This window comes from Streptomyces sp. TP-A0874 (assembly GCF_001748085.1).
Taxonomy (GTDB): Bacteria; Actinomycetota; Actinomycetes; order Streptomycetales; family Streptomycetaceae; genus Streptomyces.
The window spans coordinates 299,473-316,412 of sequence record NZ_BBZK01000008.1 but is presented as its reverse complement, the minus strand read 5'-3'; the positions used below and the strand labels follow the sequence as shown (position 1 = coordinate 316,412).

Annotated in this window: 14 protein-coding genes and 1 tRNA gene; 14 read left to right on the top strand and 1 reads right to left on the bottom strand. The window is 71.4% G+C overall.

Features of this window, described 5'->3' with window-relative positions; genetic code table 11:
* Window positions 1-119 precede the first annotated feature (119 nt).
* Together BGP73_RS15825 and BGP73_RS15820 are read left to right on the top strand one after the other, a co-directional pair.
* Window positions 120-311 carry a helix-turn-helix transcriptional regulator gene (locus BGP73_RS15825; RefSeq protein WP_079127559.1) on the top strand — a complete coding sequence of 64 codons (192 nt, stop codon included), beginning with the start codon at window positions 120-122 and terminating at the stop codon, window positions 309-311.
* Window positions 312-475: 164 nt separating this feature from the next.
* Window positions 476-1,762 carry a tyrosine-type recombinase/integrase gene (locus BGP73_RS15820; RefSeq protein ID WP_306303458.1) on the top strand — a complete coding sequence of 429 codons (1,287 nt, stop codon included), beginning with the start codon at window positions 476-478 and terminating at the stop codon, window positions 1,760-1,762.
* Window positions 1,763-1,912: 150 nt separating this feature from the next.
* On the opposite strand, the gene BGP73_RS15815 is transcribed toward BGP73_RS15820, so the two are convergent.
* A tRNA-Arg gene (locus BGP73_RS15815) sits at window positions 1,913-1,984 on the bottom strand.
* Between the two features lie 458 nt (window positions 1,985-2,442).
* On the opposite strand from BGP73_RS15815, the gene BGP73_RS15810 reads away from it, so the two are divergent.
* The 12 genes from BGP73_RS15810 to BGP73_RS15755 all read left to right on the top strand — a co-directional run bounded on the left by BGP73_RS15810 (window position 2,443) and on the right by BGP73_RS15755 (window position 16,938).
* The gene (locus BGP73_RS15810) at window positions 2,443-2,892 is read left to right on the top strand and encodes a response regulator (protein ID WP_244501213.1); all 450 of its coding nucleotides are present in this window, start codon (window positions 2,443-2,445) and stop codon (window positions 2,890-2,892) included.
* 80 nt (window positions 2,893-2,972) lie between these two features.
* Window positions 2,973-4,190 carry an ArgS-related anticodon-binding protein NrtL gene (gene nrtL / locus BGP73_RS15805; RefSeq protein ID WP_069815289.1) on the top strand — a complete coding sequence of 406 codons (1,218 nt, stop codon included), beginning with the start codon at window positions 2,973-2,975 and terminating at the stop codon, window positions 4,188-4,190.
* Between the two features lie 37 nt (window positions 4,191-4,227).
* Window positions 4,228-5,619: a diaminopimelate decarboxylase gene (gene lysA, locus BGP73_RS15800; RefSeq protein ID WP_069815287.1), complete on the top strand. Its 1,392-nt coding sequence runs from the start codon at window positions 4,228-4,230 to the stop codon at window positions 5,617-5,619.
* Window positions 5,620-5,781: 162 nt separating this feature from the next.
* Window positions 5,782-7,074, top strand: coding sequence for a homoserine dehydrogenase (locus BGP73_RS15795; protein ID WP_069815285.1), 1,293 nt, complete (start codon window positions 5,782-5,784; stop codon window positions 7,072-7,074).
* 11 nt (window positions 7,075-7,085) lie between these two features.
* Window positions 7,086-8,183, top strand: coding sequence for a threonine synthase (thrC, locus tag BGP73_RS15790; RefSeq protein ID WP_069815283.1), 1,098 nt, complete (start codon window positions 7,086-7,088; stop codon window positions 8,181-8,183).
* A 661-nt stretch (window positions 8,184-8,844) separates the two neighbouring features.
* Window positions 8,845-9,891 carry a homoserine kinase gene (gene thrB / locus BGP73_RS15785; RefSeq protein ID WP_079127557.1) on the top strand — a complete coding sequence of 349 codons (1,047 nt, stop codon included), beginning with the start codon at window positions 8,845-8,847 and terminating at the stop codon, window positions 9,889-9,891.
* Window positions 9,892-10,243: 352 nt separating this feature from the next.
* Window positions 10,244-12,217: a transcription termination factor Rho gene (gene rho, locus BGP73_RS15780; protein WP_069815281.1), complete on the top strand. Its 1,974-nt coding sequence runs from the start codon at window positions 10,244-10,246 to the stop codon at window positions 12,215-12,217.
* Between the two features lie 155 nt (window positions 12,218-12,372).
* Complete coding sequence (locus tag BGP73_RS15775; protein WP_079127556.1) at window positions 12,373-13,581, top strand: LCP family protein; 1,209 nt, start codon at window positions 12,373-12,375, stop codon at window positions 13,579-13,581.
* Between the two features lie 123 nt (window positions 13,582-13,704).
* A complete protein-coding gene (gene rpmE, locus BGP73_RS15770) occupies window positions 13,705-13,929 on the top strand; it encodes a 50S ribosomal protein L31 (protein ID WP_069815279.1) in 225 nt (74 codons plus the stop codon).
* Window positions 13,930-14,065: 136 nt separating this feature from the next.
* Window positions 14,066-15,145 (top strand): peptide chain release factor 1, encoded by a 1,080-nt coding sequence (prfA, locus tag BGP73_RS15765; protein WP_069815277.1) that lies wholly within the window; start codon window positions 14,066-14,068, stop codon window positions 15,143-15,145.
* Between the two features lie 166 nt (window positions 15,146-15,311).
* Entirely contained in the window at window positions 15,312-16,157 is an 846-nt protein-coding gene (gene prmC / locus BGP73_RS15760; protein ID WP_069815275.1) for a peptide chain release factor N(5)-glutamine methyltransferase, read from the top strand.
* Between the two features lie 133 nt (window positions 16,158-16,290).
* Window positions 16,291-16,938 (top strand): L-threonylcarbamoyladenylate synthase, encoded by a 648-nt coding sequence (locus BGP73_RS15755; RefSeq protein ID WP_069815273.1) that lies wholly within the window; start codon window positions 16,291-16,293, stop codon window positions 16,936-16,938.
* Window positions 16,939-16,940: the final 2 nt, after the last annotated feature.

Below are 16,940 nucleotides of genomic sequence, written 5' to 3'. Positions count from 1 at the left end.
GTCAAGCGGCTGGTTGACGCAAGCGGATGACGCAGAAATCCCCACCTCGGAGAGTCAGGGCTCTTCTGGCGAACCCGAGCCATTCCGCCCGCGCGTCGGGCTGCATTCAAGGAGGCGTCGTGGCGAAGACCCGCGACGAGATGTTGACCATTCCCCAGGTGATCGCCGAAATCGGCGTCGCGCGTGCCACTTTCTACCGGTGGCGTCAGCTCAGGAAGGGGCCCAAGGCCATCAAACTACCCAACGGCGCCGTGCGTATCAGGCGCTCGGAGCTCGACCGCTGGATGCTCACGCTGGAGGAAGCCGCGTGACCAATGGCAAGGCTGCATCGCAGGGCGCCCGTCCGCACGGGCGCCCTGCGGCGCTTGACACTCCTGACCTGTCCACCGCGGTACGCGTATGGAAGGTCAACCAGGTCCGCAGCAAGAAGGCTCCGTACCAAGTGCGCTGGACGGTGGCTGGCAAGGTGAAGGCCGTGAGTTTCCCGACGGTAGCTCTGGCAGAGAGCCGCCGGTCTGAGCTGTGGCAGGCCATGAGGCGGGGTGAGGCGTTCGACCGGAAGTCCGGGCTGCCGGAGTCGGAGCTGCGGGAGGCGGCTGCTCGCGCGAGCGCGCGACCGGACCCGTCCTGGTGGGACTTCAGCCGTGAGTACATGGCCGGCCGCTGGCGAACGGCAGCGGCCAAGACCCGTGAGGGGCTCGCGGACAGCCTTGCGACGGTGGGCCTCGCGATGATGGAGGAGGGGAAGAAGGCCCCAAGTCCGGAACTGGCGAGGCTCGCAATCCGGTGGGCTGTTGTCCCCGGGCACGCGGACCAAGAGCCACCAGAGGAGCTTCAAGCTGCCTGTCTCTGGCTTCGGCAGCGGTCGCTACCCTTGTCTGCCCTCACTGACCCGAAGGTCGTGCGTGATGTGCAGTACCGCCTTTCTTTCAAGCTGGATGACAGCCCGGCGGCCGGGGAGACGTACAAGCGGCGCCGCCGCGGCTTCAACACAGCCATGGAGTACGCCGTCGAGTGCGGCTATCTCGCGGAGAATCCGCTCCTCGGGGTGAAGAGGGCTGGTGCATCGGGCGGCGATGTGGTGGACCCTCGGGTTCTTGTCAATGCCACCCAGGGCACTCAGCTCTTGACGGCCGTCTCGTACATCGGGTCGGTGAACCGGAACCGTGGACGGCGACTCGTGGCCTTCTTCGCCTGTCAGCTCTACGCGGCTATGCGTCCGGCGGAAGCCGTGGGCCTACGGGAACGGGACTGCTACCTCCCGGAGACGGGGTGGGGCACGCTCACACTTCGGGAGACCCGGCCTGTGTCCGGGACGAAGTGGACGGACTCCGGCAAGCGACATGACCGGCGAGGGCTGAAATCTCGCGAAGCCAAGGCCGACCGGCCTGTGCCGATCCCGCCTCCACTGGTGGCCATGCTTCGGCAGCACCTGCGGGAGTTCGGGACCGCGGCCGATGGCAGGGTCTTCGCCAACGAGCGCGGGGGAGTGCTCGGGACCTCCAGCTATTGGCGGGTCTGGCAGGAGGCTCGGCCTATCGCCCTGCCACCGGACAAGGTGGACTCGCCGCTGGCGCAGCGGCCGTACGACCTGCGGCACACCTGCATCACGAACTGGCTGAACGCCGGTGTGCCCGTCGCTGAGGTCGCCCGGCGCGCGGGCAACTCGCCAGAGGTCATCCACCGCCGCTACGAGGGCTGCATCGACGGACACGAGGAGGTGAACAACAAGAAGATCGAGAAGGCGATGGGCTGGGGCTAGCGGTTCTAGTGCCCCGCGATCCTCACTCGCCACTCACTCGCGATCAGTGATGAACAACGCGAAAGAGCCGGACCCAGTGAGACTGGATCCGGCTCTTCCGAACCGGCATCCGCCCTGGTCAGCACGTGATTTTCGCTGTTCCTCGGCGAGTGCCCCCGGCAGGATTCGAACCTGCGCACACGGCTCCGGAGGCCGTTGCTCTATCCCCTGAGCTACGGGGGCGTGTCGTTCGCTCGATCGCGGCGACGGGTAGAACACTACCAGCTCCGAGTGGGTGCCCATGAACGGCTTTTCCCTCCGGGCCCCTCGGCCTGCGAGCCCCCGCGGTGCCTGGTCGGGCGGGAGTGGATCACCACGTATGACGGACGCCTCAGGAGTGTCCGATCGCCGGGCGTCCACGGCGAGCGGGGCGGAGGCGGCGGTCCCGGCTGGGGTCGCTGCGTGTCCGGTCGGTGCCCGATGGGCGATGCGCCGGCCACTGCCGTCACACCGTGCGACTCCCCCTGATCGCCGTGCTGTCCCTGCCCCCAGGGCCTGGAAAGCCCCGGCCCCGGAGCCGCAATAACCTACGGCCGTCCTCCGCCACCGGGTCTTGACCAAAGCTCCCTCGGAGGTGGGGAAGAGCCGGGGAAGTGCGGAAAACCCGGACGCGGCGAGAGACCGCCCCCTACTCTCGAAGGGTGTCTGGCTTGCCCGGCCGGGTCCTCGTTGTCGACGACAACAAGGTCATCCGGCAGTTGATCAGGGTCAACCTCGAGCTGGAGGGCTTCGAGGTCGTGACCGCGGCCGACGGTGCCGAGTGTCTGGACATCGTCCATGACGTGCGTCCGGATGTCATCACCCTCGATGTGGTGATGCCCAGGCTGGACGGGCTGTCCACCGCCGCCCGACTCCAGGCCGATCCCCGAACCCGCCACCTGCCGATCGCCATAGTCAGTGCCTGCACCCAGGCCGAGATCGACAGTGGGATCGCCGCCGGGGTCGCGGCCTTCCTGGCGAAGCCCTTCGATCCGAGGGACCTGGTACGGCTGGCCCGCCAGCTGGCTGAGGGAGGCCGAGGGAGGCGACGCCCCTCCGCAGGCGGCCTGCCCGGCGGCGGGGCGGAATGGATCGTCAACCCCGCGGGCTGAGCGTTCGCTGTGTCCGCCCCCGCGTTTCAGCCTGCGGAACGGCTCGGCGCTTCGCCCCCTTCCTCCCATACGCTGGTCTCGTGACCCCTGCCCAGCTCTCCAGCGCCGTGCTGCGCACCGTGAGCCGTGCCATCGAGGCCGGCGAACTGGTGGCGCCCGCGCCTGAGCGGGTCCGGGTCGCGCCGCCACCGCACCGCGACCGCGGCGACTACGCGACCGGTGTCGCCCTCCAGCTGGCCAGGAACGCCGGACAGCATCCCCGCGCGGTGGCCGAGCTGCTGCGAGCCAGGCTCGCCCGGCTGCCGGGCATCGCCACCGTGGAGGTCGCCGAGCCCGGTTTCCTCAACATCACCTTGGACCGCCGGGCACACGCCTCTGCCCTGATCAGCGAGATCCTCACAGCCGCCGACCAGAGCGCTCCAGCGGTGACGGCTCCGGCCAGCGGCGCTGCCGGCGCCTCGTCCCCGTACGGCCACGGGGACGAGCTCCGGGGAGAGGTCGTCGAGCTGACCGCGCCCGCCGAGACCCGGGCGCTCGTCACCGCCGAGGCGCTGTCCCGCATCCTCCGCGCCCAGGGCGCCACCGTCATCGCCAGTCCCGCGGGGCAGGGGCGTGAAAGCAACCGTGAAGATGCCGGTCGGTCCGGTGTGGCGGACGCCTCGGCGAGCACCACCGGCAGCGGCCCGGAGGCGGAGGAACGTGCCGCCGAACGCTTCAGAGTCCGGGTCACCCCGGTCGTCGGGAGCTTCGACGAGCTCTCCGCCCGTTTCGGAGCGGACGCCACCCGCTGGGCGCTCCTGCGCCCAGCCGCCCACGACCGGCCGCGGCTCACCGAGGAACTGCTGGTGCAGCGGGAGTCCAATCCGTTCTTCCGGGTGCGCTACGCCCATGCCCGGGCCTGCTCCCTGCTGCGCAACGCCGTCGACCTGGGGGTGTGCTCGGTACCCGGGAAGACGGGGGCTGGGAAGACCGTGCCCGGCGAGACGGTGGCCGGCGACCAGCGGGGCGCCGCGACGTACGAGCACCCCTCCGCCACGGCGCTGCTCGGCGCCCTGGGCGAGTACCCGGATACGCTGCGCGCTGCCGCCCGGCACCGCGCCCCCGATCGGGTCGCCCGCCAGCTGGAGCGGATCGCCGGGGCCTTCTTCCGCTTCCACGACGGATGCGATCTGCTGCCCCGAGGGGAGCGGAAACCCGAGGCCGCCCACCGGGACCGGATCGCCCTCGCCCGGGCGGCCGGCACGGTGCTCGCCGGCGGCCTGCACCTGCTCGGCATCCACGCGCCACAACACCTCTAGGCGCCAGCACACCTTCAGAGGATCGACGGAGAACCCCATGAGCCGTTCCGCCCACCCCGCCGGGCCCCGCCACGCCGATGTCCTGCCGGATGGCCAGTACACCGCCCCGCCCGAGGACCTCAACGCCCTCGACCCCCGGGTCTGGTCGTGCACGGTGACCCGCGGGCCGGACGGTGTCGCCGCGGTCGGCGGCATCCCCGTCACCCGTCTGGCTGAGGAGTTCGGCACCCCGGCCTACTTCCTGGACGAGGACGACTTCCGGGCCCGCTGCCGGGCCTGGCGGCAGGCGTTCGGGGAGGAGGCCGACGTCTTCTACGCGGGCAAGGCGTTTCTCTCCCGCGCCGTCGTCCGCTGGCTGCACGAGGAGGGCCTCAACCTCGACGTCTGCTCCGGCGGCGAACTGGCGACCGCCCTCGCCGCGGGGCTGCCCGCCGAGCGCATCGCCCTGCACGGCAACAACAAGTCGGACGCCGAGATCGAACGCGCGGTGTCGGCGGGGGTCGGGCGGATCGTCCTCGACTCCTTCCAGGAGATCGCCCGGGTCGCGGCTATCGCGGAGCGGCTCGGGCAACGGCAGAAGGTGCTGGTCAGGGTCACGGTGGGGGTGGAGGCGCACACCCACGAGTTCATCGCGACCGCGCACGAGGACCAGAAGTTCGGGTTGTCGCTCGCCGACGGGGTGGCCGCGGAGGCGGTCCGCCAGGTGCTGAAGCTGAGCAGCCTGGAACTGCTCGGCATCCACTCCCACATCGGCTCGCAGATCTTCGACATGGCCGGTTTCGAGGTGTCGGCCCGCCGGGTGGTGGGGCTGCTCGCCCAGGTGCGGGACGAGCACGGGGTGGAACTGCCGGAGATCGACCTCGGCGGCGGCCTGGGCATCGCCTACACCTCGCAGGACGACCCGCGGGAGCCGCAGGAGATCGCCGACTCGCTCAGCGCGATCGTCGCCCGGGAGTGCGAGTCCGCCGGTCTGGCCGCCCCCCGGATCTCGGTCGAGCCGGGGCGGGCGATCGTCGGACCGACGGCGTTCACGCTCTACGAGGTGGGCACGGTCAAGCCGCTCTCGGGCCTGCGGACGTACGTCAGCGTCGACGGCGGGATGTCGGACAACATCCGTACCGCGCTCTACGACGCCGAGTACAGCGTCGCGCTGGTCTCCCGGACCTCCTCGGCGGAGCCGATGCTCTCCCGGGTCGTCGGCAAGCACTGCGAGTCGGGCGACATCGTCGTCCGGGACGCCTTCCTCCCCGCCGACCTGGTGCCCGGCGACCTGGTCGCGGTCCCCGCCACCGGCGCCTACTGCCGCTCCATGGCGAGCAACTACAACCATGTGCCGCGGCCGCCGGTGGTCGCCGTGCGGGACGGCGCGGCGCGGACCATCGTCCGCCGGGAGACGGAGGAGGACCTGCTGCGGCTGGATGTCGGATGATGTCCGCCGCAGGCGGCGCGGCGGTCTCGGATCCTGGACGGGAAGTAGAAATCCACGTCCGGTGAGTGAGACTGAGGGGGAGTGTCAAATGCGGGAAAAAACGGAAAGCCGGGGGCTTCCCAGGAACTCCCGGGGGACGACGGCTGTGAGAGACGAGGTCGGATGATGCGTACGCGTCCGCTGAAGGTGGCGCTGCTGGGCTGTGGAGTGGTCGGCTCCGAGGTGGCGCGCATCCTGACGACGAACGCGGATGATCTCGCGGCCCGCGTCGGCGCCCCGATCGAGCTGGCCGGGGTGGCGGTGCGCCGCCCGGGCCGGGCCCGGGGACAGGTACCCGCGGAACTGGTCACCACGGACGCCACCGCGCTGGTCAAGCGGGGGGACATCGACGTGGTGGTCGAGGTCATCGGGGGCATCGAGCCGGCGCGCTCGCTGCTGACCACCGCCTTCGAGCACGGCGCCAGCGTGGTCAGCGCCAACAAGGCGCTGCTGGCCGAGGACGGCGCGGCGCTGCACGCCGCGGCCCAGAAACACGGCGCGGACCTCTACTACGAGGCCGCGGTGGCCGGCGCCATCCCGCTGCTCCGCCCGCTGCGCGAGTCGCTCGCCGGCGACGAGGTCAACCGGGTGCTCGGCATCGTCAACGGCACCACCAACTTCATCCTCGACCGGATGGACTCCGCCGGCTCCGGCTACTCCGAGGCGCTCGACGAGGCCACCGCCCTCGGATACGCCGAGGCGGACCCCACCGCGGACGTCGAGGGCTTCGACGCCGCGGCGAAGGCGGCGATCCTGGCGAGCATCGCCTTCCACACCCGGGTGCGGCTGGACGACGTGCACCGCGAGGGCATCACCGAGGTGACCGCGGCCGACATCGTCTCCGCCCGCCGGATGGGCCGCACCGTCAAACTGCTGGCGATCTGCGAGCGGGCCGCCGACGGGCGGTCCGTCACCGCGCGTGTGCACCCGGCCATGATCCCGCTGAGCCATCCGCTCGCCTCGGTGCGCGAGGCGTACAACGCCGTCTTCGTCGAGTCGGAGGCGGCCGGCCAGCTGATGTTCTACGGGCAGGGAGCGGGCGGCTCGCCCACCGCCTCCGCGGTCCTCGGCGACCTGGTCGCGGCCTGCCGCAACAAGCTGAACGGTGCCGTCGGGCCCGGCGAGTCCGCCTACGCCCGGTTGGCCGTCAGCCCGATGGGCCGGGCGGTCACCCGGTACCACATCAGCCTGGACGTGGCGGACAAGCCGGGTGTGCTGGCCCAGGTGGCCACGGTCTTCGCCGAACACGGGGTGTCCATCGACACCGTCCGTCAGCAGGGCAAGGACGGTGAGGCGTCGCTGGTCGTCGTCACCCACCGGGCGCACGACGCCGCGCTCTCGGCGACCGTCGAGACGCTGCGCCGGTTGGACACCGTGCGTGGTGTCGCCAGCATCATGCGGGTCGAAGGGGAGTAGGGAGAACCACCATGAGTGCCAACAGCAGCGGGTCCGGTTCCGGGCCGCGCACCACCCACCAGTGGCGTGGGGTGATCGAGGAGTACCGGGACCGCCTCCCGGTGGCCGCGGACACCCCGGTGGTCACCCTGCGTGAGGGCGGCACGCCGCTGGTGCCCGCGCAGGTGCTCTCCGAGCGGACGGGCTGCGAGGTGCACCTGAAGGTCGAGGGGGCCAACCCCACCGGCTCCTTCAAGGACCGCGGGATGACCATGGCGATCAGCCACGCCAAGGAGCAGGGGGCGCAGGCCGTGATCTGCGCCTCCACCGGCAACACCTCGGCCTCGGCCGCCGCCTACGCGGTGCGGGCCGGGATGGTCTGCGCGGTACTCGTGCCGCAGGGCAAGATCGCCCTGGGCAAGATGGGCCAGGCCCTGGTGCACGGCGCGCGGATCCTGCAGGTCGACGGGAACTTCGACGACTGCCTGACGCTGGCCCGGGGGCTCTCCGAGAAGTACCCGGTGGCGTTGGTGAACTCGGTCAACCCGGCCCGGATAGAGGGGCAGAAGACGGCCGCTTTCGAGGTGGTGGACGCGCTCGGCGACGCACCGGACGTCCACGTCCTGCCGGTCGGCAACGCCGGCAACATCACCGCCTACTGGCGGGGTTACCGCGAGTACGCCGCCGATGGGATCGCCTCCCGCCGGCCCCGGATGTGGGGGTTCCAGGCCGCTGGATCCGCTCCGATCGTGCGCGGTGAGCCGGTGAAGGACCCGCACACCATCGCCACCGCGATCCGGATCGGCAACCCGGCCTCCTGGGGGTTCGCCGAGCAGGCCCGGGACGATTCCGGCGGGCTGATCGACGAGGTGACCGACCGTCAGATTCTCGCCGCCTACCGGTTGCTGGCGGCCCAGGAGGGCGTCTTCGTGGAGCCCGCCTCGGCGGCGAGCGTCGCCGGGCTGCTCAAGGCGGCGGAGCAGGGCAGGGTGGACCGGGGGCAGCGGATCGTCTGCACCGTGACCGGAAACGGCCTCAAGGACCCGGACTGGGCGGTGGCCGGAGCGCCGCCGCCGGTGACCGTGCCGGTGGACGCGGACGCGGCCGCCCGGCAACTCGGCCTCGGATGACCGGAGTGCGGGCGCCGGTGCCGCACCGGATCGGCCGACGGTCCGTCGCGCGGTGCGGGACGGCCTCCGTGGCCGGCACCGCACCGAGCCGCTCCACCGGCATACCGGCCGCCATCGCGGGGAACTGACGGAGTGACGGTAGCCGGGGCCGCCTGTCGGCGGCCGGGCACCGGGCCTCCCGGTGCGGAGTGGGGCGCGCGCCAGGGCCGTCCAGTCCGGATCTCCCCGGGGCAGCTCCCGCGCCCGCTCAGGGCGGCGGTGGGGCAGCGGCGCAAGGCCGCCGTACCGCCGTTCGCACCTGGTCGTTCCCGCGGTCCGGTGACACGGCGTCGGGGGGCCTTCCGGTGGTGGCCGGGGGAAGCGCCGTGGCTGGTACCGCGTCCCCGTGAAGATCAGATAGGAGGCCACCCTGGCGGTTCGGGGGAGAATGAAGGAAGATGGAGCGACACGCATCATGCGCCGTCTGTGCGCCCTATGTCGTGACGGAACCTTCCTTCGATAGGCTGGTACTCGAACCCCGCTCTGCCGCTTCCCGGTCACTGACGCGCGGACCCGTGCTGCCGCCGTCGCCGGACGGAGTTCCCAGGAACCGCATGGCAGTGTCCGGGGGGAGAATCCCGGGGGAGTGCCGAAGATCCACCATGAGGAGAGTCAGCGAGCGATGGCCGGTCCCGCCTTCCGAGCCGCCGCCGTCCGGGTGCGTACCCCTGCGACCAGCGCCAATCTCGGCCCCGGCTTCGACGCCTTCGGCCTTGCTCTGGGCCTGTACGACGACATCGTGGTACGCGTCGCCGACGCCGGCCTGCACATCGACATCGCCGGTGAGGGTGCCGAAACCCTTCCGCGGGACGAGCGCCATCTGCTCCTCCGGGCGCTCCGTGCGGCCTTCGACCTGCTCGGCGGGCAGCCCCGAGGACTGGAAGTCGTGTGCGCCAACCGGATCCCGCACGGTCGCGGGTTGGGCTCCTCCTCGGCCGCCATCTGCGCCGGCATCCTCGCCGCGCGGGCGGTGACCATAGGCGGCGCCGAGCGGCTGGACGACAGTGCGATGCTGGGGCTGGCCGCCGAACTGGAGGGACATCCGGACAACGTCGCCGCCTGCCTGCTGGGCGGGTTCACCCTCGCCTGGACGGACGAGGGGACGGCCCGCGCGATCCGGATGGAGCCCGCGGAGAGCGTCGTCCCGGTGGTCTTCGTGCCGGCCGGGCCGGTGCTCACCGAGGCGGCGCGCGGCCTGCTGCCCAAGAAGGTCCCGCACGTCGACGCGGCGGCCAACGCCGGCCGGGCCGCGCTGCTCGTGGAGGCGCTGACCAGGCGTCCCGAGCTGCTGCTGGCCGCCACCGAGGACCGGCTCCACCAGGAGTACCGGGCTCCGGCGATGGCGGAGAGCGCGGCCCTCGTCAACCGCCTGCGGGCGGACGGGGTGCCCGCGGTGATCTCCGGCGCGGGCCCGACCGTGCTCGCGCTCTCCGAGGAGAGCGCCGCGGACCGGGTGGCACGGCTCGCGGGGGACGGCTGGGCGGCGAACCGGCTGTCCATGGACCCAGCCGGAGCCAGTGTGCTGCCCCTGAACGCCGCCCGGGGGGAGGGCCGCCCCGACCGGGGGCGTCCCACGGGGCCGGCCGCCGGCCGGGTCCCGGGGCCCGCCGACGCCGTCGAGGGCGGCGCGTACGACGTCGCCTCCGTCACGGGGCGTACCCCCGGATGACGCCACGATTGCCGGACTGGGAGAGGGGGAATGTTTGTTGGATCCGGTAGTGTTAATCTTCAAGTCAGCACTCGACACCAGTTGGTGCGGTGCTCGTGTCCCCTATCGGGGCCACCTTCTTCCGAGAGCCTCCTCAATTTGCCTGAGCGGCCTGCTTGAGCAGGTCGAGCACGCTCCGGAACCGGCGCGACGGCATGAGTGACGTCGTTTCCCGCCGGAACCATTCGATGATCTTCCGCCGCACAGGCGGACCACCGCACCCGGACCGGTCCGCGAGACAGGACCGCACCCGGACAGCACAACCGGTCGCCGAGCCAGACAGGCCGACGCCCGCTCCAGGGAAGGACCCTTCGTGAGCGACACCACCGATCTGATGGGCGTGACCGCCGACGAAAACGTCGGTGCAGCCTCCGCGCCCGCCACGGACGCTCCCGCCGCGCCTGCCACCGGTGCCGCCCCCAAACGTCGCCGTTCCGGCACCGGCCTTGAGGGCATGGTCTTGGCAGAGCTGCAGCAGGTCGCCTCCGGCCTCGGTATCAAGGGCACCGCGCGAATGCGCAAGAGCCAGTTGATCGAGGTCATCAAGGAGAAGCAGGCCAGCGTCGGCGCGGCAGCCAAGAGTGAGGACAGCGGTCCCGCCGAGACCAAGCCCAAGCGCCGGACCACGTCCAAGGCCCGTACCGGCGAGAGTGAGCAGCCCAAGGAGGGCTCGGCCGACACGGCCGGCCCGACCACCACGGCCGCCCCGGCCGAGAAGGACTCGGGGCAGCCCATCGACATCCCCGGCCAGCCCGCCAGTGACGAGCAGCCGGCCGGCGAGCGGCGCAGGCGCCGCGCCACCGCCCAGGCGGGCACCCCGGACACCTCCGCCCAGACCTCGACCAAGGCCGAGGAGCGGACCGAGTCCAAGAACGAGGGCGACAGCGCGTCCTCGACCGCCCAGGACTCCGCCGAGGGCAAGCAGAAGAACGGCGACCGCGGCGGTCAGGGCGGGGACCGCCAGGACCGCGGCGGGCAGAAGAACGACCGCCGGGAGCGCGGCAACGCCCAGCGCGACCGCCGGGGCAAGCACGACGACGGCGGCGACGACTTCGACGGCGGCCGCCGCGGCCGCCGGGGCCGCTACCGGGACCGCCGGGGTCGCCGCGGTCGGGAGGAGTTCGGCAACGAGCCGCAGGTGTCCGAGGACGACGTGCTGATCCCGGTCGCCGGCATCCTCGACATCCTCGACAACTACGCGTTCATCCGCACCTCGGGATACCTCCCGGGCCCGAACGACGTGTACGTCTCGCTGGCCCAGGTGCGCAAGAACGGGCTCCGCAAGGGCGACCACGTCACCGGGGCCGTGCGGCAGCCCAAGGAGGGCGAGCGCCGCGAGAAGTTCAACGCCCTCGTCCGACTGGACTCGGTCAACGGCATGGCGCCGGAGACCGGCCGCGGCCGCCCGGACTTCGGCAAGCTCACCCCGCTCTACCCGCAGGACCGTCTGCGGCTGGAGAGCGAGCCGGGCTCGCTGACGCCGCGCATCATCGACCTGGTCGCGCCCATCGGCAAGGGGCAGCGCGGGCTGATCGTCTCGCCGCCGAAGGCCGGCAAGACCATGATCATGCAGTCGATCGCCAACGCGATCACCCACAACAACCCCGAGTGCCACCTGATGGTCGTCCTGGTGGACGAGCGTCCGGAAGAGGTCACCGACATGCAGCGGTCGGTGAAGGGCGAGGTCATCTCCTCGACCTTCGACCGCCCGGCCGAGGACCACACCACCGTCGCCGAACTGGCCATCGAGCGCGCCAAGCGCCTCGTCGAGCTGGGGCACGACGTGGTCGTCCTGCTGGACTCGATCACCCGTCTGGGCCGCGCCTACAACCTGGCGGCCCCGGCTTCCGGGCGGATCCTCTCCGGCGGTGTCGACTCGACCGCGCTCTACCCGCCGAAGCGGTTCTTCGGTGCGGCGCGGAACATCGAGGACGGCGGTTCGCTGACCATCCTGGCCACCGCGCTGGTCGACACCGGATCGCGGATGGACGAGGTGATCTTCGAGGAGTTCAAGGGCACCGGCAACATGGAGCTCAAGCTCGACCGGAAGCTCGCCGACAAGCGGATCTTCCCGGCGGTGGACGTGGACGCCTCCGGTACCCGCAAGGAGGAGATCCTGCTCGGCAGCGACGAGCTGGCCATCACCTGGAAGCTGCGCCGGGTGCTCCACGCCCTCGACTCCCAGCAGGCCATCGAGCTGCTCCTGGACAAGCTCAAGCAGACCAAGAGCAACGCCGAGTTCCTGCTGCAGATCCAGAAGACCACGCCGACCCCCGGCGGCGACTGAGCTGCTGGTCCAGCGTCGATCCAGGGCCTCCCCGCGCACCGCGTGGGGAGGCCCTGGGGCATCCCGGCGCGGTACCGGTCCCGCCTCTGTCCGAGTGCTCCGAGGTCTGGTCGAGCCCGGAGGGGGTACTGGGAAGCGGCGAGGACTGAGAAACGATGACGGACGAGAGCAGCGACCCAGGGCCGGATCGGCCGTCGGAGGACGGTGCCGCCACCGGCGGCTCCGGTGCGCTGAGGAGGGGCGGCCCGCGGCGCAAGGCCGTGCTCGTCGTGGTCTGCGTCCTCGCGGGGCTGCTGCTGATCGGCGGCGCCGGTTTCGCGGTCCTCTGGTTCCGCCTGGACGGCAACCTCAAGGGCATCGACATCAACGGCGCTCTCGGCACCGACCGGCCCGAGGACGCCGACGACGGCTCGACGGACATCCTCATCCTCGGATCCGACTCCCGGGCCGGAGCCAACGGAGCCTACGGCCACGACGGCGAGAGCGGGGCCCGCTCGGACACCGCGATGGTGCTCCACGTCTACCCCGACCGGAAGCGGGCCAGCGTCGTCAGCATCCCCCGGGACACGATCGTCGAGCGGCCCTCCTGCGAGAAGAGGGGCGGCGGAACCGCGCCGCCGGCCCGCGGTGTGATGTTCAACGAGGCATACCGCCTGGGCGGACCGGTCTGCGCGGTCAAGACCGTCGAAGCGCTCTCCGACATCCGAATGGACCACTACCTCGAGGTGGACTTCACCGGATTCAAGAAACTGATCGACAAGCTCGGCGGTGTCAAGGTCACCACGCACCAGGCGATCAACGACCGGGACAGCCGGCTCGACCTGGAGCCCGGCACCCACCGGCTCGACGGCGAACAGGCCCTCGGCCTGGTCCGGACCCGGCACTCCGTGGGCGACGGCAGCGACCTCGGCCGGATCCGGCTGCAGCAGGCGTTCATGAAGGCGCTGATCAGCCAGATCAAGCAGATCGACCTGTTCGGCGACCCGGCCCGGATGTACGGACTCGCCTCCACCGCCACCAAGACGCTCACCACCGACTCCGAGCTCGCCTCGGTGGAGGACCTGCTGGGCTTCGGCCGGACGTTGAAGGGCATCGACGCCCGGAACACCGAGATGGTCACCCTGCCGGTGCGGTACGACCCCGAGGACGCCAACCGGGTGCTGCCGCTGGCCAAGCAGTCCCGGCAGGTGTGGGACGCGCTCCGGCACGACCGGCCGATCCCCGCCTCCGCGACCCGGCACCCCGCCGGTGAGCGGGCCGAGAAGGAGACCGGAGGGGTGGTCGGGGGTGAGGTGGGCCGCGGTGGGGCCGGACCGGAACGGGCCGGAGATCCGGCCGACCGGGCGGGCAAACCTCCGGAATAGATTCGTCGGCACCCCCGTTTTGGGAGATACGACCAGTACTGGCAAACTGGTGCGCCGGTGCCGGTTCACGTAGGGGCAGCCCGCTCGTACGACCCGGTGCCCTCCCGAACTTAGGAGATCCCCTTGAAGCGCGATATTCACCCGGAGTACGTGGAGACCCAGGTCAGCTGCACCTGTGGCGCCTCGTTCACCACCCGTAGCACTGTCACCGAGGGCGCGATCCGCGCAGAGGTCTGCTCGGAGTGCCACCCGTTCTACACGGGCAAGCAGAAGATCCTCGACACCGGTGGCCGCGTGGCCCGCTTCGAGGCTCGCTTCGGCAAGAAGGCCGGGTCCGCCCAGAAGTAGCGACCCGAACGGCGCCGGCTCCGCCCGCCCCGACCTCAGGGGCGGCCGGACCGGCGCTTTGTCGTCCACCGGGCCCCACCCGGGCAGCCGCACCCAACCAGGCCACCGGCCCACACCTCCCAAGGAACGAGTCCCGATGTTCGAGGCGGTCGAGGAACTCATCGGCGAGCACGCAGAGCTTGAGAAACGGCTCGCCGACCCAGCGGTCCACGCCGACCAGCGCGAAGCGCTCCGGCTCAACAAGCGCTACGCGGAACTGACCCCGATCGTCACGACTTACCGTGGTTGGAAGCGGACCGGGGAGGACATCGAGGCGGCGCGTGAACTCGCCGCGGACGACCCCGACTTCGCCGAAGAGGTCAAGGAACTGGAGGCGCGGCGCGCGGAACTCACCGAGGAGCTGCGACTCCTGCTGGTACCGCGCGACCCCAGCGACGACAAGGACGTGATCCTCGAGGTCAAAGCGGGTGAGGGCGGCGAGGAGTCCGCCCTGTTCGCCGGAGACCTGCTGCGGATGTACCTCCGCTATGCCGAACGCGCCGGCTGGAAGGCCGAGATCCTCGAGGCCAACGAGTCCGACCTGGGCGGCTACAAGGACGTGCAGGTCGCGGTGAAGACCAAGGGCGGCAACGGCGCCACCGAGCCCGGCCAGGGCGTCTGGGCCCGGCTGAAGTACGAGGGCGGGGTGCACCGGGTGCAGCGGGTGCCCGCCACCGAGTCGCAGGGCCGTATCCACACCTCGGCCGCCGGGGTGCTCGTCACCCCCGAGGCGGAGGAGGTCGAGGTCGAGATCGGCCCCAACGACCTGCGGATCGACGTCTACCGCTCCTCCGGACCCGGCGGCCAGTCGGTCAACACCACCGACTCGGCGGTGCGCATCACCCACCTGCCCACCGGCATCGTGGTCTCCTGCCAGAACGAGAAGAGCCAGCTCCAGAACAAGGAGCAGGCGCTGCGCATCCTCCGTTCCCGGCTGCTGGCGGCCGCCCAGGAGGAGGCCGAGCGGGAGGCCTCGGACGCGCGCCGCAGTCAGGTGCGCACGGTCGACCGCTCGGAGCGGATCCGGACCTACAACTTCCCCGAGAACCGCATCTCGGACCACCGGGTCGGCTTCAAGGCCTACAACCTGGACCAGGTGCTCGACGGCGAGCTGGATCCGGTGATCCAGGCGTGCGTGGACGCCGACTCCGCTGCCAAACTGGCCGCGGCCCAGTAGGCCGTCCACCGACCGTCCCCGGCGCTGCGCCGGGGAGCCCGCTTTCCGCCGTTCCCCGTCGCCACCGCCGTCCTTCCGCCATCCTTGGGTCGTTATCGTCACCGACACCGTCATCGCCGGCCGTTCCCAGGCTCCCGATGGCGCAAGCCGTATCCGGAGGCTTCCAGTGAACCTGCTGCTCGCCGAGGTGGCCCAGGCCACCCAGCGGCTGGCCGACGCCGGTGTCCCCTCACCGCGCTTCGACGCGGAGGAGCTCGCCGCCTTCGTACACGGGGTCAAGCGCGGTGAGCTGCACGGTGTCGCCGACGCCGACTTCGACGCCCGCTACTGGGAGGCGGTCGCCCGCCGGGAGGCCCGGGAACCCCTCCAGCACATCACCGGCCGCGCCTTCTTCCGCTATCTGGAACTCCAGGTGGGACCGGGCGTCTTCGTGCCCCGGCCGGAGACGGAGTCGGTCGTCGGCTGGGCGATAGACGCGGTGCGCGCCATGGACGTCGTCGAACCGCTGATCGTCGACCTGTGCACCGGCTCCGGGGCGATCGCCCTCGCCCTCGCCCAGGAGGTGCCCAGGTCCAAGGTGCACGCGGTGGAGTTGGACGAGGACGCACTGCGCTGGGCACGGCGGAACGTCGAGGGCTCCCGGGTCACCCTCCACTACGGCGACGCGTTCAGCGCCCTCCCCGAGTTCGACGGCCAGGTCGACCTCGTCATCTCCAACCCGCCGTACATCCCGCTCGGGGAGTGGGAGAACGTCGCTCCGGAGGCCCGCGACCACGATCCGCAGCGGGCGCTCTTCTCCGGTGCGGACGGGCTGGAGACCATCCGCGGCATTGAGCGGACCGCGCACCGGCTGCTCAGACCGGGAGGCGTCGTGGTCGTCGAGCACGCCGACACCCAGGGCGGCCAAGTGCCGTGGATCTTCGCCGAGGAGCGCGGCTGGGCCGACGCCGCCGACCACCCCGATCTGAACAACAGACCGAGGTTCGCCACCGCCCGGCGGGCCACCCCGTGACCGCCCGCAGGTATCCCACGACCGCCGGAGAACCGCCCTGCGCTCCCGCGGCCGCCGGCTCCGCCGCCCTGGCCGCGACGGCGGGCCCCCACCCGATGATCACGCAGGAGCCCCGCGACAAGGAGGCCCGTAGATGGCACGGCGTTACGACTGCACCGATGCGACCGACCGCAAGACCGGACTGCGCGAGGCCGCATCAGCCGTCCGCCGGGGCGAACTGGTGGTCCTCCCCACCGACACCGTCTACGGGATCGGTGCGGACGCCTTCAGCGGCGAGGCGGTCGGCGACCTGCTGGAGGCCAAGGGCCGCGGCCGGAACATGCCCACCCCCGTGCTGATCGGCTCCCCCAACACGCTGCACGGCCTGGTCACCGACTTCTCGGAGCAGGCCTGGGAACTCGTGGACGCCTTCTGGCCGGGAGCCCTCACCCTGATCGCCCGCCACCAGCCCTCACTCCAGTGGGACCTGGGGGAGACCAGGGGGACCGTGGGGGTGCGGATGCCGCTGCACCCGGTCGCCATCGAGCTGCTGACCGAGGTCGGCCCGATGGCCGTCTCCAGCGCCAACCTCACCGGCCACCCCTCCCCGCAGGACTGCGACGCGGCCCAGGACATGCTGGGCGACTCCGTCTCCGTCTACCTGGACGGCGGCCCCACCCCCACCCCCGAGCCGTCCTCGATCGTCGATGTCACCGGCAGCACACCGGTGTTGCTCCGCGCCGGGGCGCTCTCGGCCGAGCAGCTCCGCGAGGTCGTACCAGACCTCGAGGAGGCCAGTTGAGG